The organism is Cohnella pontilimi, from assembly GCF_005049045.1.
Lineage (GTDB): Bacteria > Bacillota > Bacilli > Paenibacillales > Paenibacillaceae > Cohnella > Cohnella pontilimi.
This window is the reverse complement of the sequence record NZ_SUPK01000001.1, coordinates 311,845-336,374: the sequence shown is the minus strand read 5'-3', so window position 1 is coordinate 336,374 and position 24,530 is coordinate 311,845. Positions and strand designations below refer to the sequence as shown.

The 24,530-nt window shown below is 50.8% G+C and carries 16 protein-coding genes and 1 pseudogene; 3 read left to right on the top strand and 14 right to left on the bottom strand.

Going from position 1 to position 24,530, the window contains the following annotated elements; genetic code table 11:
- Nucleotides 1-7: 7 nt before the first annotated feature.
- Entirely contained in the window at nucleotides 8-2,623 is a 2,616-nt protein-coding gene (ppsA, locus tag E5161_RS01700; RefSeq protein ID WP_136775856.1) for a phosphoenolpyruvate synthase, read from the bottom strand.
- A 22-nt stretch (nucleotides 2,624-2,645) separates the two neighbouring features.
- Between ppsA and E5161_RS21025 the strand changes: the two are divergent.
- Nucleotides 2,646-2,843 (top strand): annotated as a pseudogene (locus E5161_RS21025) (glycosyltransferase); the annotation flags it as partial.
- Nucleotides 2,844-2,853: 10 nt separating this feature from the next.
- On the opposite strand, the gene E5161_RS01690 reads toward E5161_RS21025, so the two are convergent.
- From E5161_RS01690 to E5161_RS01655, 8 genes are read right to left on the bottom strand one after another with little or no spacing between them, the layout of a single operon-like run.
- Entirely contained in the window at nucleotides 2,854-3,930 is a 1,077-nt protein-coding gene (locus E5161_RS01690; protein WP_246042059.1) for a dihydrodipicolinate synthase family protein, read from the bottom strand.
- Entirely contained in the window at nucleotides 3,930-4,946 is a 1,017-nt protein-coding gene (locus tag E5161_RS01685; RefSeq protein ID WP_136775854.1) for an NAD-dependent epimerase/dehydratase family protein, read from the bottom strand. Before E5161_RS01685 ends, E5161_RS01690 begins: the two co-directional genes overlap by 1 nt.
- 12 nt (nucleotides 4,947-4,958) lie before the next feature.
- Nucleotides 4,959-5,975: a Gfo/Idh/MocA family protein gene (locus tag E5161_RS01680; protein WP_136775853.1), complete on the bottom strand. Its 1,017-nt coding sequence runs from the start codon at nucleotides 5,973-5,975 to the stop codon at nucleotides 4,959-4,961.
- Nucleotides 5,976-5,992: 17 nt separating this feature from the next.
- Nucleotides 5,993-7,156 (bottom strand): N-acetylglucosamine-6-phosphate deacetylase, encoded by a 1,164-nt coding sequence (nagA, locus tag E5161_RS01675; protein WP_136775852.1) that lies wholly within the window; start codon nucleotides 7,154-7,156, stop codon nucleotides 5,993-5,995.
- The gene (locus tag E5161_RS01670) at nucleotides 7,153-8,652 is read right to left on the bottom strand and encodes a UxaA family hydrolase (RefSeq protein WP_136775851.1); all 1,500 of its coding nucleotides are present in this window, start codon (nucleotides 8,650-8,652) and stop codon (nucleotides 7,153-7,155) included. Before E5161_RS01670 ends, nagA begins: the two co-directional genes overlap by 4 nt.
- A complete protein-coding gene (locus E5161_RS01665) occupies nucleotides 8,649-10,169 on the bottom strand; it encodes a tagaturonate reductase (RefSeq protein WP_136775850.1) in 1,521 nt (506 codons plus the stop codon). The genes E5161_RS01670 and E5161_RS01665 overlap by 4 nt, the downstream gene beginning before the upstream one ends.
- Nucleotides 10,170-10,189: 20 nt before the next feature.
- Complete coding sequence (locus E5161_RS01660; protein ID WP_136775849.1) at nucleotides 10,190-11,452, bottom strand: Gfo/Idh/MocA family protein; 1,263 nt, start codon at nucleotides 11,450-11,452, stop codon at nucleotides 10,190-10,192.
- Between the two features lie 12 nt (nucleotides 11,453-11,464).
- The gene (locus E5161_RS01655) at nucleotides 11,465-14,359 is read right to left on the bottom strand and encodes a DUF5107 domain-containing protein (RefSeq protein WP_169306549.1); all 2,895 of its coding nucleotides are present in this window, start codon (nucleotides 14,357-14,359) and stop codon (nucleotides 11,465-11,467) included.
- 201 nt (nucleotides 14,360-14,560) lie between these two features.
- On the opposite strand from E5161_RS01655, the gene E5161_RS01650 reads away from it, so the two are divergent.
- Entirely contained in the window at nucleotides 14,561-16,819 is a 2,259-nt protein-coding gene (locus tag E5161_RS01650; protein ID WP_136775847.1) for a helix-turn-helix domain-containing protein, read from the top strand.
- On the opposite strand, the gene E5161_RS01645 is transcribed toward E5161_RS01650, so the two are convergent.
- Genes E5161_RS01645 through E5161_RS01635 form a run of 3 tightly spaced genes read right to left on the bottom strand, consistent with a single transcriptional unit; the run spans nucleotide 16,809 to nucleotide 19,608 of the window.
- On the bottom strand, nucleotides 16,809-17,684 hold the full coding sequence (locus E5161_RS01645) for a sugar phosphate isomerase/epimerase family protein (protein ID WP_246042058.1): 876 nt from the start codon (nucleotides 17,682-17,684) through the stop codon (nucleotides 16,809-16,811). The two genes, E5161_RS01650 and E5161_RS01645, sit on opposite strands and share 11 nt — an antisense overlap.
- The gene (locus E5161_RS01640) at nucleotides 17,681-18,427 is read right to left on the bottom strand and encodes a glucosamine-6-phosphate deaminase (RefSeq protein WP_246042057.1); all 747 of its coding nucleotides are present in this window, start codon (nucleotides 18,425-18,427) and stop codon (nucleotides 17,681-17,683) included. The genes E5161_RS01645 and E5161_RS01640 overlap by 4 nt, the downstream gene beginning before the upstream one ends.
- An 11-nt stretch (nucleotides 18,428-18,438) precedes the next feature.
- Nucleotides 18,439-19,608, bottom strand: coding sequence for a GNAT family N-acetyltransferase (locus E5161_RS01635; protein WP_136775846.1), 1,170 nt, complete (start codon nucleotides 19,606-19,608; stop codon nucleotides 18,439-18,441).
- Nucleotides 19,609-19,741: 133 nt separating this feature from the next.
- On the opposite strand from E5161_RS01635, the gene E5161_RS01630 reads away from it, so the two are divergent.
- Nucleotides 19,742-21,505: a DUF4091 domain-containing protein gene (locus tag E5161_RS01630; RefSeq protein ID WP_136775845.1), complete on the top strand. Its 1,764-nt coding sequence runs from the start codon at nucleotides 19,742-19,744 to the stop codon at nucleotides 21,503-21,505.
- A 10-nt stretch (nucleotides 21,506-21,515) separates the two neighbouring features.
- Here the strand turns inward: E5161_RS01630 and E5161_RS01625 are convergent, their stop codons facing one another.
- Entirely contained in the window at nucleotides 21,516-22,553 is a 1,038-nt protein-coding gene (locus E5161_RS01625; protein WP_136775844.1) for a zinc-dependent alcohol dehydrogenase, read from the bottom strand.
- Complete coding sequence (locus E5161_RS01620; protein WP_169306548.1) at nucleotides 22,540-24,516, bottom strand: alpha/beta hydrolase family protein; 1,977 nt, start codon at nucleotides 24,514-24,516, stop codon at nucleotides 22,540-22,542. The genes E5161_RS01625 and E5161_RS01620 overlap by 14 nt, the downstream gene beginning before the upstream one ends.
- Nucleotides 24,517-24,530 lie beyond the last annotated feature (14 nt).

Genomic DNA, 24,530 nt, shown 5'->3' with positions numbered 1-24,530 from the left:
TCAGCCATTACAATATTTCTATATACCCTTCTGTTCCGTGCACGCGAATTCGTTGCCCATCTTTTATCAGTTTGGTGGCATTATCCACCCCGACAACTGCTGGCAAGCCATATTCACGTGCGATAACTGCTCCATGGGTCATCAGTCCGCCAACTTCGGTGACCAAGCCTTTTATGGATACAAACAATGGCGTCCAGCTAGGGTCTGTAAAGGTGGTGACTAATATATCTCCATCTTCCAGATCAGCATCTTTCATGTTTAAAATGACACGTGCTCGTCCCTCTATAACTCCGGAAGAAACAGGCAGACCTACAATAGCTTCAGCTGGGAGATTTTCTCGTTTGTACTCACCTGCAATAATTTCACCATCAGACGTGATAACACGCGGTGGAGTTAGTTTTTCATATAATTTGTACTCGTCTTTTCGTTTGCTGATGATCTGGTAATCCAGTTTCTTAGTGCGCACGACTTCGTGAAGCTCTTCAAACGTGAGATAGTAAATATCTTCTTTTTCATGAATAACGTTGGCTTGTTCGAGTTGTTCGGCTTCTTTCAGTAAAGCCTGTTTATAAACGAAGTAGCGATTAATCATCCCGTATTTTGGATATTCTCGATAACCGATGAAATTCCGGATGAAGTCGATCATTCGTTTTGTTTCTTTGGCTTTTTGTTCACCATCCGGTAATTGCTTCAATCGATCTAATAACTCTTGTTCTTTTTTCAAAGCTTCCTGTCGCCCTTGCTCAAATTTCCGATGGCTGGCATTAGGCTCAAAGTTTTTGATGTTACCCAGAATCATGGGGACAAGTGTAATTGGTTTTTCTCTCCATCGAGTTCTAGTAATATCGATTTCTCCGGAACATCGCATTCCGTATTTGTTGAGAAAAGCATAGATAGCGTCTTGTGTTTCCTGTCCACCATCAAACTTAACCAGTTCATCCCAAAAGTTATCATCTTTTACATGTTGTAAATAATTAATGACTTCCGGATAAGGACGAATCGCATCTGCGACATCCAATAGCGCCAGACCCATTTCCGAAGTAATATTGTTTTGCACAGATTGGGAAAGCGTGTCTGCTGCGTTTTTTTCACCTAACCACTCGTTCATTTTTTCATTGATCCATGATGAAGCATCCATAGCAGCCGTAATCAAACTCAAACTTTGTGGGTCAAATAAAATCTTCTTTAATTGCTGGATATCTTCCAGGATAAAATCAAATAAATCCGATCCTGATTTCGTTTGGATGTTTTGTTTTAAAACTTCTATCGATGTTTGACTACGCTTAATCAAATCAAAAACGATTGTCGGATCGTTTTCGATTTGTGCTTGAAAACCGGCAGACGACATACCATTATTGCTTTTACCGGAACTCGGTTCTTTTTTATCATCTGGTAACGATTTAATAAAATCTCCTCGCTCAATGATGGTCATAAGTGCATCTTTTATGAGCGGATCGGATTTTCCCAGGGCATCCAATGTCATCTTTCTGCCGACAGGTGAAGCCAAATGATTTGTAACATCAACAAACAGCCTTCCACCAGCTTTCCGCATGGGTGAAGTAGTCGTTAACAGGAAAAAAGACAGTCCCAATGGTTTCATGAGGTCGGTCATCATTTGTTGGTGACCGACGGATACATAAACGTGATTTTCTTGATCATTCGCTTCAGGGATTGGGTATAAAGTCGTGATTGGCCGACTCTGGACAATGTAAAATGTATCATCAACCAAACACCATTCGATATCTTGCGGCTGGTCGAAATAGGCTTCGATCTGTCTTCCGATGCGTGCCAGTTGTAAAATTTGTTCATCAGTAAGTGTTTGAGTTTTTTGCTGATCAGGATCGATCTGCTTTGTCTCTGTTCCGCCTTCTTTTCGTCCATAGATAGCCAGTTTTTTGGTTGCTACCCTCTTATCGACGATTTCCCCATTCCGTACTTTATAACAATCGGCAGATACCAAGCCAGAGACCAGCGCTTCTCCAAGTCCAAAACTGGCATCGATTGATAGCAACTTTCGGTTGGAGGTAATGGGATCAGCGGTAAATAAAATCCCTGAAGCCTGTGGGAAAACCATCCTTTGAACGATTACGGATAAATAAACTTGACTGTGGTCAAATCCATTTTGCATACGATAGATTACCGCGCGATCCGTAAATAAGGAAGCCCAACATTTGCTGATATGCTGCAAGATTGCTTCTTTGCCGATGATATTTAAATAGGTGTCTTGTTGACCGGCAAAAGAGGCATGTGGTAAATCTTCAGCAGTCGCACTAGAACGCACTGCATAAGCATGTTCATCACCGAACTGGGAGAGATAGTGAGTAACTGCTTTCACAACATCGGAAGGAATTTCTGCTTCCATAATGATTTGTCGAATCTTCCTGCTGATTTCACCAATTTGATCTCGCTGTTCTACTTTTAGCATTGTGAGTCGATCCAACAAAGCATGATACATTTCGTTGTGTTCGATGGCCTTTTGATATCCCACTGTTGTAACACAAAATCCTTCTGGTACGTGCATTCCTTCCATTTTTGATAATTCTCCTAAATTTAACCCTTTTCCGCCAACGAGCAAAAGCTGCGTTTTTTCCATCTCCTGGAAGCCGAGAACCAAAGAACTCATTCAATATCTCTCCTTTGTATAAACTGATCGTCAAGATCAGAAGGACGTGTTGGACCGGCTTTTGCGGAACCAGCAGGACATAGGCAATTTGATCAAACCTTATTACGGGGAAGCCGCCGGCAATAAGCTGGCTGATCTTCTGAGAGAGCATATTCTGATCGCAGAGAAAATAGTAGCGGCTGCCAAAGTGGGCAATTCGGCGGGTGTGAAAAAGTTAAAGATTGTAGACCCTAGGTTTCTGCCAGCCACTCCTGTAAACGTGACTGGACAAACTCATCATCGTTTAGATGTGGATAATCTTGACAAACTCGGGTGATTTCCTCCGCCTGGCCGGAGGACAATGTTTCCTCCGCTTTTAAACACCAAGTCCCTTGTAGCAGGCCTTGCCGGCGAAGGACTTCATGGATTCCTGGAATGCACCCGGCATATTGATGCACAGGGTCGAAAATAGCAGCATTGCTGTCTGTAATTTGCGCGTTCAGAGTCAGCCACTCTGCATCCAGGAGGCTGTTTCTTCGGCATTGCTTGATCCGTTCCAGCAACTCCACCGCTTTTCGGGTCCAGACCGCCCAATGACCCAAAAGACCGCCGACGATGCGTTTCTCCACTTCCACACCTTCCACAATAAACCTATATGTTGTAAGCAAATCGTTCACGATATTATCGTCATTGCCCGTGTATAACGCAATATCATCACGCCTGACAGAATAACAAACAGCCCGGACCACGTCGATGGTTTGATAACGATTGAAAGGCGCGATTTTGATCGCCACGACGTTCGGAATGTCTGCGAATGCCCGCCAAAAGTCGAAGCTGAAGATTCGGCCTCCTACAGAAGGTTGCAAATAGAAGCCGATCACCGGCATGAATTCCGCAATCGTTTGGGCCCGTTTCAGAATCTCTGTTTCCGACCAATCAGTCAAACCGCCCATGCTGAGCAAAACGGCATCATACCCGAGTGCGGCCGCGATTTCAGCTTCTTCCAAAGCTTGTTCAGTCGGACCGCATACACCGGCCACCCGGATGAACGGCTTTTGCAGCCCGGCGTTATCCACCTCTTCAGCCGCCAGCCTAAGAACAGGTTCGAACAGACGAATGCCCGGATCGCGAATCTCAAATTGCGTTGAATGCACGCCAACCGCTATTCCTCCGGCGCCTGAAGCAATATAGTACCGGGTTAGAGCTCTCTGATGCCGAACGTCCAACTTGCGGTTCTCATCCAGCGCCAACGGGTGCGCTGGTATAACCAGGCCGTCATGAAGGGCTGTGATTTGCTCGGAAGTAAGCGTTTTCCTAGTCTCGGACACTAAAACTTCCCCTCTCGTTCTTGGAAGTGCGTAGGTTTGTTCCAGATAACACCTCCGGCTTGCACCCAATCCGACACCCATTCGATCATTTTCAAAAGTGAGACTCTCGGATACCCAAACCATTGATGTGATCTGGATGCGTTACTCAGAAGCGCGGTTTCGGATTCCAGTCCATGAAATATAACTTCTTTCCCCATTCGTCTCGCAAATTCACCCGCGGCAAAGCGAATCGACAAGGTCTCTGGACCGGTCACATTGATCACCGAAGGTGGGTTTGTACATTTTGTTAGACATCGTAACGCCATTTCGTTGGCATCCCCCTGCCAAATGACGTTCGCATGTCCCATAGTCAAATCAACAGGTCGTCCCTCCCATACGGACTTTGCCAGTTCGAGAAGCACTCCGTAACGCATATCAATCGCATAATTCAGTCGAAACATGACCATTGGGGTGCCATGCAGGCGAGCAAAGTATTCAAACACACGCTCCCGGCCAAGGCAGGACTGCGCATATTCTCCAACCGGCGCCGGCGCTATTCCTTCGTGAGCGCCGCCGCTTCCTACCGGGGATAACGGGTACACGTTTCCGGATGAAAACACGACAATGCGGGAGTTCCGGTATTTCTCGGCCACCCTGCCCGGCAAATAAGCATTCATTGCCCAGATAAAGTGTTCCCGGCCTGTGGTTCCGAATTTATTGCCGGCCATATACATGATATTTCGGGATTCGGGCAGATTTTGTAGTTCCCGGTCATTCAGTAAGTCACAAGAAATGGTCTCGACACCTGCGCCTTCCAAATCGCGTCTGGTCCCTTCATCCGAAAATCTTGAAACTCCAATTACGCGTTTATTCAACCCACCTTCCCGAATCGCGTTGATAGCAAGCTTTGCGAGGCTCGGTCCCATTTTCCCGCCGACACCCAAAATGAGGATATCTCCGTCTACTGATTTTAAATCGTGAATCAAATCAGCCGAGGGCTCGGCTAATTTGGCCTCCAACTCAGCAATCGTTTTCATTCGTCCGTCCTCCTACAAAGTTATTTGGGTTCCTGAGGCCGATGATTGATACACAGCTTCTATAAATGCAATGGCCCGAAGTCCGTCAACGCCTGTGACGTAAGGTTTTACCCCCGTTTCAAGTGCGTGAATGACGTCCATGAATTGCTTTTGATGATAGGTATGTGAAATGCTTTTAGGATCGGATACACCAACTTCGGAAGCCGATGTTTCATATCTTGGAATCTCCATGCCGGGCACAGTCCAATGCTTGATTTCCTGACCTTCGATTTTGATCGTTCCGAGTTCACCGTACAAATTGATCGTCGGTAAAAAGCCGGGTTTCGTGCTGGTTGAGGCCATTAAAGTGCCGTAAGCGCCGTTCCTGAAATGGATGAGTGCGAGTCCAAGGTCCTCCGCTTCCATCCGATGTGCTTGAGTGGCTGTTTTGGCAACTACGTGATTCACTTCTCCGGCAAGCCAAAGCATGACATCGATGATGTGGATGCCCTGATTCATTAGCGCTCCGCCATCCTGCGAGATTGTCCCCCGCCATTCCGCAGAGTCATAATAAGCCTGTGTGCGATAATACGGGCTCGTCACTTCCACGAGCAGCAATTTTCCCAGTCTGCCGTCCTGCAGGGTCAGTTTGACGATTTGAAAGGGTTCTTCGAACCGCCGCTGTGAGATGACGGATAACAGGAGTCTTTTGTCTTCGGCGAGCCGGATCAATTCCCGCGCTTCGTCACCGGTCATCGCCATCGGCTTTTCGATGACCAAATGCTTACCGGCCCGGAGTGCGTCGAAACCGATCGAAGCATGAGAGCCGCTTGAGGTGGCTACGATTACGATATCAACTTCCGGATTCGCAAGCAGCTCATGATAGTTTGTCGTCCAACTGCACTGCTCTCTTTCCCCTATGGTTTTCGCCTTCTGTTCCTGCCTGCTCGACACGGCAACCAGTTTTGTATTCGGAATGTCATTCAGAGCGCGAATATGAAATTCAGCGATCATCCCGCAGCCGATAATCGCAAAACCCCAAGTTCTCATGTCTCTCGCCTCCCCTTTCACGCTTGATAAACTAGCTTTCCGTCTTTATACGTTTCCTTGATGCATAGGTTATCGCTGTCTTGTTTCATAATCACCACATCGGCGTTCGCGCCTTCCGTCAGCCCCGTTGGATCGGCTACGCCCAAAAACCGTGCGGGAGTGATGGATGCCAAGTTCCATGCCTCCGAGAGGCTGCATAATCCTGCATTCACCAGATGGTTGATTCCCCAGGGAAGCATTTGGGCCGAGCCCGCCAGCAGCTTCGGATGTTCGGCTACATGAAGTCTTCCTTCCGGAGTGAAAACCACTTTTCCGCCAATCGGAGTTTCATACTCGCCAGGCTCCATGCCGGACAACGCCACGGCGTCGCTTACCAGAATCGCACGCGCCCCTTTTACTTTAAGAATGACTTTTAACACCGAATCGGGTAGATGAAAACCGTCCGCTATGAAACCGGCCCACAACTCATCCTCAGCCAACTGGTCCCAGATATAGTTGGGATGACGAGGCAGCATCGGATGCGAACCGTTGCCGAGATGGGTGGACATTCTGGCGCCTGCATCGACCGCTTCCCGGAGTTGAGCCGTTGTCGCGTTCGTATGACCGATGGACACCTGTACACCGCTTCTCACACAACTTGAGATGAAGTCTGCCGCTTCCGGCCATTCGGGCGACAGGGTGATCAGTCGTATTTTTCCTCGCGCCGCTTCTTGCCAACGTTGAAACAGCCCCCAATCCGGAGCGGTGACGTAAGCTTTGTTATGAGCGCCGCGCGGGCCGTCCTCCGGTGAAATGAACGGTCCTTCCAGATGGATACCGGCTGCGCACCTCGATACCATTTCATCGGACAAGCACGCTTCCGCAATGACGCGCACGCTGTTCTCAATAACTTCACGCGATTGGGTGATGACCGTAGGCAAATAACGGGTTACCCCTTCTTTCCACAACGCTCGCGTTAGTCGGACGACCGATTCCGTGGAAAGAGGCGGATCATTCAAATCCATGCCCATATAGCCGTTTATCTGAAAATCAAACAAGCCAGGCGCAACGATTCCGAGCCCCACCTTATCGTCGTCTGGCTGTAATGGCCGGGATTCGATGCGCGCGATCCTCCCATCCTGGATATGAAGTTGGATGAAATCTCCCGTTTCATAATGGATGCCTGTAATCGATGAGTTCATAAAATGACCCCGTCCTTAAAGATGGCGATTTCGCGGAATCCGTTCTCTTCGTTGTGGGTCCATTGCGTTCCTGAAGCCAATTGAATGACGTAGTCCAGCAGTTCGTTCGTCAGAGCATTCATGCTCCTGCCTTCTAAGAGTCGGCCAGCGTTAAAATCGATCCAATTACGTTTCTTGAGCGCCAGTTCCGAGTTGGTCGACAGCTTGACGGTGGGGACGGGACCGCCGAACGGCGTGCCTCGGCCGGTGGTGAACAGCACGAGGTGCGCGCCGGCCGCCGCCAATGCGGTGACGGATACCAAATCGTTGCCGGGGCTCTGGATGAGATTCAAACCGGGCGTCACGGAACGGACAGCATACGGAAGAACGTCCGTTACGATGGCCTGTCCGCCTTTCTGCGTACAGCCAAGCGATTTTTCTTCCAAGGTGGTAATTCCGCCTGACTTGTTGCCCGGAGAAGGATTTTCGTAAATTTCCTGATTGTGGCGAATAAAATACTGCTTGAAATCGTTGATCAGCCCGACCACTTTCCGGAATACCGCTTCATCCTGCGCGCGATTCATCAAGATCGTTTCGGCGCCGAACATCTCCGGCACTTCCGTGAGCAGAGCGGTTCCTCCTTCCGCAACGATCGCATCCGCAATTGTGCCGACCAGCGGGTTGGCCGTAATGCCGGAAAACCCGTCGGATCCCCCGCATTTGAGGCCGATTTTGAGTTTGGACATCGGCATTGTTTTACGCTCGAACGTTTCCGCGTAAATTACCAATTCCTCAAGCAGTATGAGTCCGGTTTCCAGTTCATCTGCTTCCTCCTGGCATTTTAAAAACCGAATCCTTTTACCGGATGGATCGTCGATCAGCCCCTTCATCGCGTCGATCTGATTGTTCTCGCATCCCAAGCCTACGATCAGAACGCCGGCCGCATTGCCGTGCTCGGCAAGCGACGTCAGCAGGCGCTGCGTGAACGCCAAGTCGTCTCCCAATTGGGAGCAGCCGAACGGATGGGCAAAGTGGAACACGCCATCGATGCCTCGTCCATGAAACTGGTTGGATGCCAACCTGGCCAGTTGCTCACACGTTTTATTAATGCATCCTACTGTGTTGAGAATCCAGATTTCGTTTCGGATCCCGGCTTCCCCGTTTGCTCTTTCATAACCTTCAAATGTAAGCGACTTGGAAGGAAGCGTTCCCGGTACGATCGGCTCGTACTGATAGTCCAGCAGCCCGGATAATCCGGTGCGTAAATTATGGGTATGAACCCACTCGCCTGCCGCGATATCCTTTTGAGCCAAGCCGATGGAATATCCGAACTTATGCACATGCCGACCCGCACTGATCGCGCGAATGGCCACCTTATGTCCTTTGGGTATATCATTCGATAGATGCAATACCAACTCTTTGCCTTCTACATCCACGCTCACCGTATCTCCGCCCGCTAGGTCACAAAGCGCAATGGCCACATCGTCCTTGGGGCTTAAAATCAAGGTGCCGCTCATCCCGCAACTTCCTCCCAACCCATCCAATGTCGAACGACGTTTTCAACCAACCCGGGGATTTGCGTCAAATCCTCTCCCCAAAGCTTCGCTTCACTCAAAATGCATGACAGCGACATCTCGAGGGCAGGTTCTTCCCCATCGACTCTCGGTTGCCACAGGCCGCCTATCAAGAGCAGCAGTTCCGGGTCGTCCCGAAGCGGAAACAAATTTCCATTCAGCAACATTCCGGCGGGCTCTTCTGTAACAGAAACCGGTTTATACAACCTCAGCAGTGAAGCCAGCGATTCGGTCAGCAGCGGGGGCAACTGCCCCGTTCGAGTCACAAACGCCTTCAAAGAGGGAAGCAGCCGAACTTTCCACTTGGACAGGCTGTTCATCGCAATATCGGACAAGCGGTGACGGATGAATGGATTTCGGAATCTCTCCAACGTCTCCTCTACGTAATGCGTTATTTCGCTTCGATCCAACGGTACGCCCGGAACAATTTCATCAAAAACGGCTTGAACGAATTTGGGCCCCCATGTCGGATGTTCCAATGCTTCCCGCACTTCCAGCAACCCGTGCAACAAGCCGATGGAAGCCAACATCGTATGTGTGCCGTTCAAAATACGAACTTTGCGAAGCTGATAGGGAGCCAAATCATTCACCCAATGCACGTTGAGACCCGCTTTACGCAGCGGCAGCCGGGCATCCAGCTCTGCCTCTCCTTCAATCGCCCACAAATAATAGGGTTCCGCCGTCGTGAGGAGCGGATCGGAATAGCCCCATCTTCTAAATAATTGTTCCGCTTCCTCTGCCGGAAAGCCGGTTACGATCCGGTCGACAAGGCTGTTGAGAAACCGGTTGCAGGAACGAACCCATTCTATGAACTCCTGTGGAAGCTTCCAATCCCTCGCATGAAGCCATACGATTTCTCGCAGCCTATCTCCGTTACGCTCCAACAATTCGCAAGGAAGATGAATCAAGCCCTTGTCGGGATCGCCCGAAAATCGCATGAAACGGCGGTACAGAAAGACCGTAAGCTTAGCCGGAAAAGTAGCTGCCGGCTCGTGCGGCGACCAATCACAAGGTGTATAGGTTAACCCGGCTTCCGTCGTGTTCGACACGATCAATTCGAGATCCGGGTTATCGGCCAGCTCCAGAAACTGATCCCATTCCCCGTAAGGATCCACCGTACGCGAGATGACGGAAACCGTCTCTCGTTGTTCGACGCGTTCTCCATTTATCAACCCGCGGATGAGCAGCGTATAGAGACCCTCCTGCTGCCTCAGCTTGCGCAGATTCCTGCTGCCGGACGGCCGCGGTTGAGAGACCGCCACAGAGCCGTTAAACAGCCCTTGCTTGTTGCTGCAGTGAAGCATCCAATCCGCAAACCCTCGTAAAAAATTGCCTTCACCGATTTGTAATACTTTGACCGGCAGCTCTTTCAGCCGGTGACAATACCCCGCATCTTCCGGGGAAAGAAGATGGGATCCGATTAACGGTAAGTCCCTTATCGAAAAATGGCCCTCCGGCATATCGAATCCGCTCCTTCGCTTCAACTGACTGGGACGTTTCTCACTTGTTGAACAAACTGATCCATATTCACGGTTTGACCGGTTATGCGCGATTGTTCGGCTGCAAACACAATCAAGTGACTCAGCGCGGATTCCACACCGGAAGTAATTCCGCCGCTCACATCTCCGCTCTCGACTTGGCGGATGAAATTTTGCATAATGATGGCGTCGGCCCCGCCGTGGCTTCCTTCATGCTCTTCCGGTCGAACGATTTCCGTTTTCCCGCTGAAGTGGCGGATTTCGATTTCGTTTGTTTTGGAATGACCGAGAAGCTCTCCAGTTGTGCCCATGATTTTGAACGATCTGCTGACATCGCGGGTGAAGGCGGTCATCGTGAACGCGACCGTCACTTCGTTAGCAAATTGTAAATTGACCACCTGATGATCAACCACATCGTTATCGCAACGATACACACAGCGTCCGTAGGGGCCTTCTTTCAATGCTTTCATGCGCGCTTCCAGCGTCGGTTCCAGCGACACGACCCGCTGCGGCCAGTCCTCTTTGTCGTTCAAATACAATTTGATCGCCGAGTATACACATTCATGCTCCACTTTGCAGCCATCCGTGCATCGCGCGGTAGAGCCTTCCGGTGCTTGATCTTCACGAAAGTGAGACAGCGTGCCGAATGAGGATACATTTTCACATTTGGAATTCACGATCCATTTGAGATAGTCCATGTCATGGCAGCATTTTTGAAGCAGCATCGGGCTGGATAAGCCGCTGTTTCGCCAGTTCCCCCGGACGAAGCTGTGAGCCTGATGCCAATATCCCACATTCTCGGTCCACTGGATGGTCATCATCCGGCCGATCGCCCCTTGATCCAGCAGTTTCTTCACGTTGCTGAAATAGGTGGAATAGCGCATTCCATGGCAAATCGTTAAAATGCGGTTTCTCATTTCCGCTTCCTCGGCCATCAACAACGTCTCGCGTGGATTCGGAGACATCGGTTTTTCAAGGAGAATGTGATAACCCGCCTCCAGCGCTTTCATCGTCGGTGCGAAATGGTCTTTGTCCATGGTCGTGATGACCAGCGCCTCACAAAGCTTGGGCTGGGCAAGAAGCTGCTCCCATCCGGCAAACTGCATATGTTCCGGGATGTCGTACATTTCCGAAAATTTGCGTCTGCGTTCCTCATTCGGTTCGGCGACGGCGATAAACTTCAGTTCGTGCGGCTTTCTAAGCGCGTAGGATCCCAGGTCGAACATACCTCTGGATCCGGCGCCGATGACGGCTGCGTGAATCATGGAAAACCCTCCTTATCCTATTGACTCGCGTTTGTTGAGTTGTTCGAGGCAAAGCATGCTGTAAGAACGGCTCTTTTCCGTGCTGCCGATCTCTTCCCGATATAGCTCGTGGTATCCTTCGCGGAATTGCTCCAAAGCGGCGTGTTCTTGTCCCAGGCCGGCTAAGACCAACCCTTTGTAATATTTGATGTCCGACAAAGGGGTGCCCGAGTGCGGTCCGTAATGGAGTCCTTCCGGGTATACATCCGCTCGATCTATCCAATAACGGGCGCGCTCGTAGTCACCCTGCTCCATTTCTTTACGGACCCTATGAAGAATGGCGTTACGATAAGTCGCGCCGCTCGTTTCCCGCCCCTCCCAATTCTCAAACTCTTCGTTCTCGAGAATATGAAACGCTTTATCCTCTTGGCCTGTCTGCATATAAATTTCGACGAGCCGCTCAAGAACGAGCGCACGGTTCCTTGCCTGCTCCATCAAGGGCACAAGCTCCGTCCTTTTGTACAGGTCACCGGCTGCAGCGAACAGTTTATCTAAGTATACGAGCGTCTCCGTGTTAGCCGTTCCGTTGACGGCCGCATCCTCCGACAAATATTTCTCAGCAGTGCTCGGTTCTTGCAGCACATTAAGATAGATATAACCAAGGCTATGCAGTAATGCGGTATATCTCAATCCTTTGTCGTAGGAGGATCGATACCGAGCTAGCCCAGCTTCCCTGTCGCCAGCTGCATACAGAAACATCCCCAGCAAATAATCGGCTCGGCCGGAGCCATCGGCTGACTCCAATTCCATCAGCAGCCGCATCGTTCTCGGATCTTGAGGAAACACGTAATCGAGAGATTGCTGCTGAAGAACGGTTAACATGTTTGTGATCCGCTCATTACCATCGGCTTGGCACGAAGCGAAAATCAATTGTGCCTGTAAACCCGGTGTGCGAATCAACTGGAGGAGTTCCGAGGCATCATCGCGGAGACCCATCTCCAAATACTCCAAAGCTACAGCCACGATGACCGACTCATCACCGCCTGTAAATGCGACGAATGTCTCCTTGGCTTCATTGGATCGCTGTTGAAGATACTGTTCGGCGAGTCCATATTCATCGGACATCCATTCGTCTGACTGATTATCATGGTGTAAATGTGCGCGCAAGTCTTTTCGTCTGCTTATCGAGCCCAGAAAACGTGCGTACGCATCCGCCGGTCCCAGTTGTTCGCACAGCAGCCGCGCTTCACGCCCATAACCGAACAGCAAATTGAGCTTAATCAACTCGATGAGGGATGCACGGTAATACTCCGCATCGGCCGCGATATCTATAAACAAACGACGGGCGGTTTGAGGATGTCCCCTTTCTTTCTCTGTGACGCCTAAATAAAAGCGAGCCTGAGAATTGCGATTATCGTAAGCGAGTACTTTACGGAAACAATCCGCCGCACGTTCGTATTGCATGCTCTTCAAGTAAAGATTTCCAAGACGGTTCATGGTCAAGGTGCAAGTTGGGTGTTCCTGAAGATTGACGCGATATAAATCGAACGCCTCCGCCGTCAGTCCGAGCGATTCGCGCCACTGGACATGCTTAAGCGTCTTGTCCGGATCCTGATTCAGCATGTTCACTCTGGAGTCTTCATAGATGTCGGTGTCCGGATACTCGTCGGTATACTCGTTACGTTCTCCGATGGCCGCAATGTGGCGATCACCGCAATACACATCGAGCTTGATTTCATGCAGATGAAATGAACCTTCCACTTCAAATTCCATAACGGAAAGCTGAAGCGGGCTGAAATCCGCTTTCCGCCGCTCTGTTGCACCATTCACCGTGAAAATCAATTCGCAATCCCGTAAATTTTCTGTCGCGCTTAAACAGAAGGACACGCCTTCTGTGCTGCGCTTGAAGTTGACGGCAAGCTCCTTGGACGCATACTTGAAACCGCCGCCCATTCCGGAGACCGGGTACCAATATTCGCTCCAGGCGAGCTCCTGATGAGGCTTGAGAAACTTGTATACCATTTGGCTCTCGAACGGTCCGCTTTGAATTTCGATATATTGGGAATCGCCCTCGGTCAAACAACGGTTCCAGGCTTCGGCATTCGAATCGTTGCCCCAGATGAAAAACTTGGCCCCTTTTACTTTTTTCCGATCCGCGTGGTGTACGATGCCGTGGTCTTGGTCCACGTTGTAGGCGCCGAAAAAATCTTGGGTCAACAGTTTACCGAACGTTTCATAGGCATAGGGGATTTCTTTGGGATTGCGGCAGTCCATCTGCTTGTAATAAGGCCATTTGACATACTGCGTATCGAAGTTGATGCACCAGTCGAACGGATAGATGAGCTTTACACTCTTGTCGTACTCCACCGCAGTGTTCGTCCAGAAATAAAACCTGCTTTCCCGCGGGGCCGGGTTGTAAAGGCTTACCTTTTGCTCCATGTAGGTTTTTCCCGGGTACAGCTTCAGTTCTACCTTCCAATTCATGCCCGAGATCCGCTCGATATTGCCGAACGTGACGGAAGCACTTCCGTCGGGGCCATGATGGATTCGATAATTGACGCGGTCCATTGTGGTCGGAGAATGGCTGATCGGAAAATTAAATTCCATGCCTCCGGCAAACCATGCGCCTCTTGTGCCGATCATGCGGGGTCTGATCACGGGGTTGCGATAAAGAAATTCCCGGCCGATTCTCTTGTCGACCGCACTGTACAGCCTCCCTCCGAGCGATGGAATGACGGTGAGTCTGATATATTCGTTTTCCAGCACGACCGCTTCGTACTCTTTCTCCACTCTGACACCGGTTTTATGGTTTTGTTGCGTATAAGGGTAAGGATTCAGCCGTCTATCCAAAATCGGATTGATATCGTCCGTTCCGAGCTCGTAAGTGGGGATGGTCACCGTTCCGATTCGCGCTGATGCATCCGGCATCACTGCATCACTCCTTCCAACACTTGTATCAGCTGACTTCCAGTATAAATGCGGTTCTTGCCCTAAAATACGAACGATTTTTTCACTCATTCACTCTTTTCTAACAAAAAAGTAAAGGACACCCATTTAACAGAAGGAATATGCGACGCTACCGTTGAAATTGACAGTAAAAGTCTTTGCGTTAAGGCAGGTGCTCGATCCATGAAATTGACAGGAAACATGAAAGCGTTATCAACATGGAGAGCGAAAACGCCCCCGTCTCTGTTTATCTGGCTGTTAACCTGCTTTTTGGCGATCGTGCTGCTGCTCACCTCCTTTCTCCTATATTCGCTTTTCTTTTTTCGCGGCCATATCAAGGAGGAAATCATCCGATATAACGAAGTCAATTTGAAAAACACGACGGGTAGCTACGAACACCAATTAGAACTCATCAAAAACGCCGTGCTCACCTTCTCGATGATCGACCGGCTGTCCAAACTCGACAACCCGGATTTTGATTATGCAGAAGCTCATTTGCTGATGGAGGACATCGATAATTTGGTCGTGAATCCGTCTCTTTACCTGAACAATTTGATCATCCATTTTGAAACGAATGGGATGATGCTGGAGAGATCCCGCGGCTCCGATGCCGAGAAAATGATTGCCCGTTATTTGAACAGCCCGGGTTATCCGGATGGGTTCAGGAAATCCGAGCTTGATCAGCCACCGCATTTGCGGGTTTTACCGAGCTCCGAATTTGCTGAAGTGGATTATAACAATCGAAGATCCAATTCGAAGCAGCTGATGCCTGTAATCATCAAAAATCATAATCATCCTTCGGTCAGCTTGATTGCCATGGCGGATACGGAAAAAATGTATCAAGCCTTTCACCGCTCCATTAACGACAACTTTTACATTCTCGATGCGGCCGGGCGCCAGCTTTACGACAATAAGAGCATGGATTCCGTTACGTTCCCCGCATTCTCCGACGTTCAAGGTTACGTCAAACAAGGAAAGTACTACTTTTTTTATAAAAAAGGGGAAATTTCCGGCCTTACTTACGTGAACATCATTCAAGACGATAACATCGCATCGCAGATGAAGTGGAACGTCACTTTTGTCGTTCTGTTAATCCTATCGATTTTGATTGCCGTTGCAGCTTCCTTCATGTTCAGCGTGAAATTGAACAAACCGGTTCGCAAAATAGTCGATTCCATTGCGAGGCTCCAATTCAGTGTTCCGGACAGAAGCCATATCAAGGAATATAAATTGATCCAAGAGAAAATCGAGCATATTTTACAAACCAATCGCGATATCAGCCACAATTTACAGATCAACCACTCCCTGCTGCGTCATTATGCGTATATCACCAAGCTTAAAAAAATCCGGGGCAACGTGAACTTCCTTTCGGATCTCATCGATGCGAACAAGCCGTACCGATTCGTATTATTTCAATTGACATTTAAGCCTGGCCAACTGGAAGAGATCGAGGTAGATGAAGAACGTGCCGCTTCGTATATCAGTGAATATATCAATCAAGTCATGTCCGAATATTGTCCGAGCTCTCTTACGTTTCAGATGGAGAACGACCAGATTTTATCCGTTGTTTACGAGGAACAGCCGCAAAGAAGCTTGCTCGACGCATTGAAAGAAATTGGGCACGTGTTGAAGCTGGACTATGCCTACTGTTTTGTGACGATGGCCGTGGGCTGCCGGCGTGAAGCACAGGAGGCGTTCGACCTGTCTTACCATCAAGTAAAAGACCTGCTGCTGTGCAGAAAGTTTGATGACGATGTCCAGTTGTTGTTCCAAAACGAGACCAAGCCGGCACATATTCATTTTCTTCTGCCTGTCCAAGAAGAAGAAATCGATCTCGGATTCCGTAACGGCAACGAGGCTCACTTGCTGCAAATCGTGAAGAAGGAACTCGCGGACTTAAAGAAAAAAGCGGCGACCGAATTCGAAGTGAGGTCCTTTGTCGGAGGCTTGATGCTCAAAGCCAAAAAGGCTTACATGCTCCATCGCTTGGACGGAGATTCTCTGGATGTGGCACATGACCTTCTGAAGCATTGTTATACGTTCGAAGAACTGGAGTCGCTGCTGGAAATCTGGATGTCGAAGCTCTCGGAACCGATCCGATCCAAAAAGGAAAAGCGGGATCATATTACCAGCTTCGTCTTCGAGTATATAGAGAAACACTATCAGCAAGATGTTTCTTTGGATACGTTGGCTGATAAGCTGGGCATAACACGCAGTTACCTATCGACTTATTTCAAGGAAAAAACCGGAATCTATTTCGTGGATTACGTCAATAGGGTAAGAATCAATCTGGCCAAGGAGCTGCTCATGAACACGGACATCAAGATCCAGGAAGCGGCGGCCCGGGTCGGTTATCAAAACATCAATTCCTTTAACCGGATGTTCAAAAAGTTCACGGGCGTAACGCCGAGCGAATATCGCAAAACGGAACTTACCGGCTGATTGTGAATCCGTCACTTTGGAGCAATGTCCGCAATCCGTTCAAACACAAAGCAGCACCTTCCCGAGCCGTGCCGCCCTGCGGAATGTAATGGGGCTCAATGATAAATAAGCCGGGATAACCATCCTCTAGAATTCGGGCCAACTGTTCTCGGTAGGCAACAACCCCCGAACCGATCGGAACGCATTCCGGCAATCCGTTCGAGCCGGGTCGGACATCCTTCAGGTGAACGTGCGCGACGATATTTTTGACCTGTTCGTACCCGTCCGGATAAGCGGCTCGTCCAGCAAATTGTTCGTTGCCGGGATCCCATACCACACGTAATGCGGATGAATTTACACGGTTGACGAAATAAGCGGTTTCCGGTGCCGTGCCGCCGTTGCAAGACGGTTCGTTCTCAAGCAGAAGCAGCATATTCTCGGCTTCGGCCAGATCCGCGGCACGGCGCAAATGTTGAATAATCTTTTTACCCACCGGCGCCGGATCGGATTCCCGCCAGAACGAAAATATCCGTATCATCCGCGTATCCAGCATTTTCGCGATTTCCATGGCCCGCTTTAGTTTCTCAAAATGAGCAGAGACGCTTTCTTCCTTGTGACCGAACGTATCCCCGACAGCCACAGGACGCAGCGGATCCAATGCGCATTTAAAAACGGGTGAAGCGACCGCCGAGACGGATAAGCCTCTTCGATCCAACTGTTCTTTTACGTTAATAATTTCTGAATCCGACAGTTCCATGATGTTACGGCCGTCGACCATACGGATTTCGGCATACCTCAAGCCGTGCTCCACCATCCAGTCGAGTGATTGTTGCAGACTTGCCGAGACTTCATCGGTGATGATGCCGAGCCGTTCCCAGATCGTCAAAGCGATGCCCTCCCTTTCAAGGCCGATGCCGATTCGGTATCCAGATAAAGCGTCCAATCGGGGTGAGATCTCAAAGCGGTCGAGGGAATCGCTGGGCTGACAGGCTGTTCCACAGTAGCTCGAACCGCTTCCGCCTTCACTTTTTGAGGCACGCATGAGATGATGCAATCACTTTGAAGGATCTGATGAACACTCATCGTGATCGCCTGGCTCGGGACTGCAGCAACCGAGTCGAACCAGCCTTCCCGTACTTGCTGTCTTTTGCAGGCTTCGTCGAGTTCGACCACGATGTATGGCTGGTCGGTTTCGAAATCTGCCGGCGGGTCGTTAAACGCAATGTGGGCATTTTCACCGATGCCGATCATCGCGAGGTCGACGCGCTTTTTGCTGATTTCCGAATTCAGCAGCCTAATTTGCTCGGCGATGTCGCCTTCTCCATCGATATAATGGGCCTTCTTCAAATTCGCTTCATCGATGAATCGTGTCTTAAGATAAGCGCGAAAGCTGGCCGGATGGCTCTCCGGCAAACTGACGTACTCATCCAGATGAAACATCTCTACCTTGCTCCAGTCCACTTCCATGGTCACGAACGACTTGAAAAATTCGAATTGGGAGGCGCCGGTCGACAGTACGAGCCGGGCTTCCCCGTTCTCTAAAATCCTTTGCTGCAGAAATCGAGAAGCGTGCAGAGCCGCCACCTGGCCCAACTGTTCGGCGCTTTCCAGTACTTGAATACGCATCATCCATTCCTCCTTTAAAACATATCGGTGAGAAAGGGTACGGCTCCGGGTATCCATCGCTCTAAACGTTCGACACCGCTTTCACCTCCGCCCAGACAGCCAAGCTGATGAAGTTTCGATGGTCGTACGCGGCCGATCATCATGCTGGAGAACGTTTGAATATCGCAGCTGACATCAGCCGTGTCAGCGTCGAAGCTTCGTTGGATGTTTGCGATGCCATCCTGTTTTCTGCTTATTTCCCAGACGCCTCTGTTCCAGGCGGCATGCTCATCCGACAATGAAACGCGTATCGTCTCCTCCTGCGAAGCTGGCAATAATCGGCATTGCCGGAGAAACGAGCCGACGTCCACGATACGAAACATGAAGTTGGGATGGACTCTTTGACCTTCCCCCGGTTCGTACAGCGTGTAAGCAAACGGATCGTCAATCGGCGTCTGGAACGACAGCTGCCGGACCTTCGAATCGTGATTGCCGATAAACTGCCAAAGACCTCTCCTCGATTCCTCGTCCGTATAGACGAACTCATGGATTTTCATGAAATCATCCGTTACCGTATACAGCATGTACCCCGCCGGCACGTCATCTCTTTTATAGTAGACCGCCAAATTCCCGAGCTTTCTCGGAAATACGCTGTCAAGCCAGTGGTCGCGGCTGCGGATGAGCATGCCGTTGTATCGGATGGCAAATGTATCGTAAAGCTTATGAACCAATTCCCAGTCCTGCGTTTTTTTCCGGAGGATGTATCCGTCGCAATCCCGATAACGGGGGACACTGCTCATTTTCAGCTGAAACGATTGGATTTCGGAAAAATATTCCCAACCGTATTTGCGATAAAAAGAAAAGCTGAAAGGATTGAGCAGCGACACGGTTTGACCGTTCCGCTTCATCACTTCAAGCGCGTTGACCATCAGTTTGCCGACCATGCCCTGCCTCCGAAGCTCCGGATACGAAGCCACGTGCGCGATTCCGCCCATCTCGAAAGGAATTCCCTGTATGTAGATACGCAGCGGAAGAATCGCCAGTTGGGCGGCAAGGCGATTTTCAATAAAGTAGCCCCAGAAGTGTTCGGGGACGATCATCTTCCGCCTTTCCTCCAGCTGCGATTCGGTGAATGTGACGAAGAAAGCGGCTTGCGTCAATGCGAGATGCTGGTCGATATCATTTTGCGTCAGTTGTCTGATCATCGTCGCGTCTTCCCCTCGTCGTTACTTTGGGATAAACCGATAATTGTTGTTACTATCGAAAAATATGATCATTGAAGCTCCCGAAACCGGCATGTTTAAATGATGGCGTAAGGTCATTTCGGGAAGGGAGCGGATGCAATTGCAATCAACAATTGCGGGCATTTGGGCAGTGAACGATGGAGAGAAAATCCGGCGCGAGGATACCGGAAACCCGAACAAAATCGGCAACAGCGTCTGGGACGGACAACGAATCCGAATTTTCGGCGGAAGGAACGAAACCATCGCGTTTCAACTGATTGTAGCAGCCGGCGCATCCGGAATACGGCAGCTGCAGGTCGATATGTCCGGGCTGACGAACCGGGGCAGCTCCTCTGCAAGGATCGTGAACGAGGAGCCGTATCCGGACGATCCGAACCATTACGTCGGCAGGCGAATCGAAGTGTTTGCCGAGCATTATTTGTTTGTTCCGCCGGAGCTGAGTACCAAGCCTCAATGGTTTTACGCCCCATCCGCCCCGCCTCTTGCCCGTTCCGGCTGGATTCCGGACGCCTTGATCCCTCACCGAATCGGCCGAAAGGGCGGAATACCGGATATGAATGTTCTGCCCGGGATGAACCAAGGCTTCTGGGTCGATCTTTACATTCCGGACGATGGATCGCTGCCCCCTGGTTACTATGATGGATACATTACGGTAAGCGCCGAGGGGGAGCAGGCTGCACAAATTCCGGTGGAGCTGCTTCTGTACGACTTTACCCTGCCGCACGAAAACCATAGCACCTCGATGGTATATGCGGCCGACTATGCCAGCTACTTTCCCGGACTGGACAACTGCGATGATGCGCTTCGCAAGATGGCCCACAGACACCGGTTCGATCTGGTGGGTTTCCCCATACACACAAAGCCTTTTGACAAAGAACATTTAGAGCGTAATAAGCCCTACCTCAACGGAGACTTCTACTCGCGGGACAACGGCTATGAAGGCCCGGGAATCGGCCAAGGCGACCGTGTGTTCCCGATCGGCATGTACGGCGCGCGCGTGCTGGGCAACGATCCTGCACAAATGCAGGCGGAGGCCGACAAATGGGTCGATTGGTTTGAACAATCAGCATGGAACGGCCGCTACTTCCTTTATCTCATCGACGAACCGAGAGCGAGCAAGTTCGACTGGATTAACGAACAAGTCGCGATCATTAAAGGTTCAGCCGGTGCCGGTCGACGTTTGCCGTTCTTTACAACCCGCACCTATACGGCCGAAATCGAGCATGCCATCGATATTTGGTGCGCGGGCATGTTCAATCGCGAGGAAAAGTCAAAATGCGATGAAACGGGCAAACAGATGTGGTTTTACAACGGTTATCGTCCTTCTCACGGCTCGGTGATATTGGAGGGGGACGCCGTCGATATGCGTGTCAACGCCTGGATCCAGTGGCAGCATCGGATCGACTTGTATTTCTTATGGCACGCCACCCACTGGCAGCATAATTCTCAAGGTCCCCGCGGCAGATGGCACCAGAACGTATTCGCGTATCCGGTAACGTTTATGCATGTGTCCGACCGGGAAGACCCGTTTTATGGAGATCATGGTGTCCATTGGGGGAACGGGGACGGCATTCTCTTCTATCCCGGAAGAGAACCGTATTTCCGGGAACAGGACCGCGGCATCGACGGGCCGATCAGCTCGATCCGGATGAAAAACATGCGCCGGGGCATTCAGGATTACGAATACTTGTGGCTCTTGTCCCAAGGGGGCCGAACATCTGAAGCGGACGCCGTCGCCCGACAAGCGATTCCCAAGTCGCTGCATGAAGTGTCAATGGAAGAACAAGTTTCCTGGTCAACCAATGGAAGCGATTGGGATGCGTACCGGAAAACGCTTGCCGTATCTCTAGCTCAGTAACTCCGGCTCTTCAGCGTTTCCTCCAGTCCAAGATGACGCCGAGCGCCTCCTCTTTGCGGTTCAGCAGCATGTCATAGGCGCCCGGCGCTTCATCGGCCGAAAGCTCGTGAGTAATGAGCGGTTCCACCGAGAGCTGGCGATTGGCGATCAAACTCAGAGCATACCGCCACATTTCGGCTGATGAAGGAATTCCGTCGATGGCTTTGACGTTGGCATGCGCACCGATCAGCGAAACTCCCTTGCTGTGAATGTGCCGATAAATATCGATTTCCGCCGTCCCTCTGGGAGATCCGAGCAAGATCACTTGTCCGTGCCGTCGCACCAGATTCAGGGATACGTTCACCAGTGACGGAGTTCCCGTCGCTTCGACGACGATATCCGGCAGACGTCCGCCCGTCGCCTCTTTCACCTGTTCTTTCAGATCCATATCTTGTGCGGGACATATCGTATTTGTAATGTTCGAGGCTTTGGCCATGTTCAGCCTTTGTTCGATCAAGTCTATAGCGATGACACGAGCTCCTTGCAGCGCGAAGAGCTGCGCCGCCAAATTGCCGATCAGTCCCATCCCGATCACGGCAACCACATCGCCGGGCCTGAATCTCGCGCATTGAAGAATCGCGCTGGACGAGATCTCAGCAAGTCTGGCGAACAGCGCATGCCGCGGATCTAACTGCTCCGGAAACGGCAGAATGAATTCCTCCGAATAAGGGATGAAGTCGTAGTCCGCATGATGACCGAGCGCAAGCACCTGGTCGCCGGCACGTACTTGATGTACCGATCGGCCGATTGCGATCACTTCTCCGACAGAAGCGTAGCCGGGATAAAACGGCAACTTGGCCCATGTGTTGAGCAGATTGTCGATATCGATATGCGTGCCGGTGTATAAGGCGAGTTCCGTGCCGGGACTGATCAAACTGAAGTCGTTCCGGATCAGGACGCTGTCGTCCGGCACGGCTGAAGGCATCCATTCCGAAGATTCGAACGTGCACTGGAAGGCTTCGGGAAACACCAATCTCCTGCCCATCAACTTCGCATCAGTACCATTCATACGCTCCCTCCTTTTTCATATGGTCCAGGACACCGTGCACTTTCACTCGATCTTTCGGCAGAGCGGAAATCACATCGCCGATATCCATACGCTCCGGCAGACCAAGCACGAAAATCGCCGGTCCCCAAGCATGCTCACCATGCTCGGCTATGAGTCGGAAGCTGTATAGTAAACGGTCAAGCACAACTCCATCGGCGTCGCCTAGTGCGGCGGCATATAAGGCTGTTAAGGCGTGTTCTTCCTTGCCGTATAGTGAAATTTCCGCGTTCTCATAGCCGGGAATCGTTTTCGCTAGCCGCATGGCCGCCAATACATCCGTGACCCGCATTCCTTGCAGCGTTTGACCCAACATGCGCATATTATAGTTGCTAGCAGTCTCGGGATCGAATATGCCAAAGCTGCTGCGTGCGTTGGGCTTGGACGGTCCGGTTCCGCGGGGATGGACCGTCATCACCGCCGAGAAACCGGCGGAAACTTCCGCCGCGCGTAATTCATCCGGTTCGCCGACGATAAGCAAAATGTTTTGCCCAATCTCCGCCTTCTTCTTCCACGATGCGACGATGTTCAGTCCTGGTTCCGGTGAAAGGATGATTTCCTTCTCCCCTTCGGCATCCGTCAGTTGCGTCTGTACCACCGGCTGATGAAGAGTGATATTTAACCGTTCTGTGAGCGTCTTTCGGATTTGTTCCCGTGTAGGATTTTCCTCCAGGTGTGATTTTCCTCGTTCGGTTGACCGGCTGCGAATCCAATCCTGCAGAGCTTTCTCCGCTTCCGGAACGGCCGATTGATCCGTTCGGCAGAGCAATTGCTCCTCGCCGGGCAGCCGGGCATAGTCAATCTCAACGCCCGGGAACTCCGAATGGAAGTGATGCAGCACGAAGCGGATCACCTTTTCTCTCATGTCTCTCCACATCCCGTGCCCCGCAATCGACACGTGCAGATCAAGCCGGTCCGCGGCGCCAAGCAGTCTGTACATCTTTTGTGCTTCTATGAAGGCATCACGGGTTCCGTCGATCGGAAAAAAGTCGAACATGGCCGAGCCGATCAAATAAGGCTTAGGAGCCGCAGCCGTCACCAGATCGCTGTGATCCAGCCCTTCCAGCATGAAAGACGGAAGGCACTGCTCTGCATCCTGCGCCAAAATCCGGTACAGCAACGCACGAAGTTCGGTGATATAGCAGCAAGGCGCCACAACCTGGATTCGATCGTCATAAGCGCCCATGTAGGCGGCCATCGTACCGCCCCCTGAGTTGCCTGTCACCGCCACCTTCGCCGGATCCACCTCGCTTCTCGACAGAAGATAATCCAGCGCTTTGACGTTGTCCTTCATCATCAATTGAGCCAGATGCCCGCCCGACAAACTGAGCTGCCGGTCCAGCTTGCAGTGGGCTTCCACCGGATCCAAAAAGTCTTCAGCCCCCGTGCCTTCTCCCGTATTGCGGAGACGCCGTTCTCCTTGACCCACCGGATCGAAAATGAGCACGCAGCAGCCGTTCATCGCCGCTTCCACGCAAAAGGAAACATAAGGCACTGCAGCCTTGCCCTCAGACGCGTGACCGCAAAGAAACAAGAAAGCAGGCAGCGGAGCCTTTACCCCTTTGGGGTAATAGAAATTGGCCGTCAAGAATTGCTCCGGAATACTTTCAATATAAACGGTGTCGATCATGTAGCCGCCCTGATCCAGCGTTTTCGTCACGTATACGCGGTCGGCCCGCCCGCCGGGCAGCGAACCGAGGCAGCGTCTGAACCGTTCGCGAACGTCAGCCGCGTAAGCTTGCGCTTTCTCGGCTGTATCGATGGACTTGGTCATTCGTTTGCGGGCGACCAAGTACTCCGTATTTCTGCGGTCCAAGTACTTTAACAATTCGTTCTGGTGATACTCCTCTATTTCCGGGTACGCGTCGATGTATGACATCTCTCTCGCTTTGGTTGCCGATTCCTCCCAATCCGATACTTTGAACATCGTATCACCCCCTC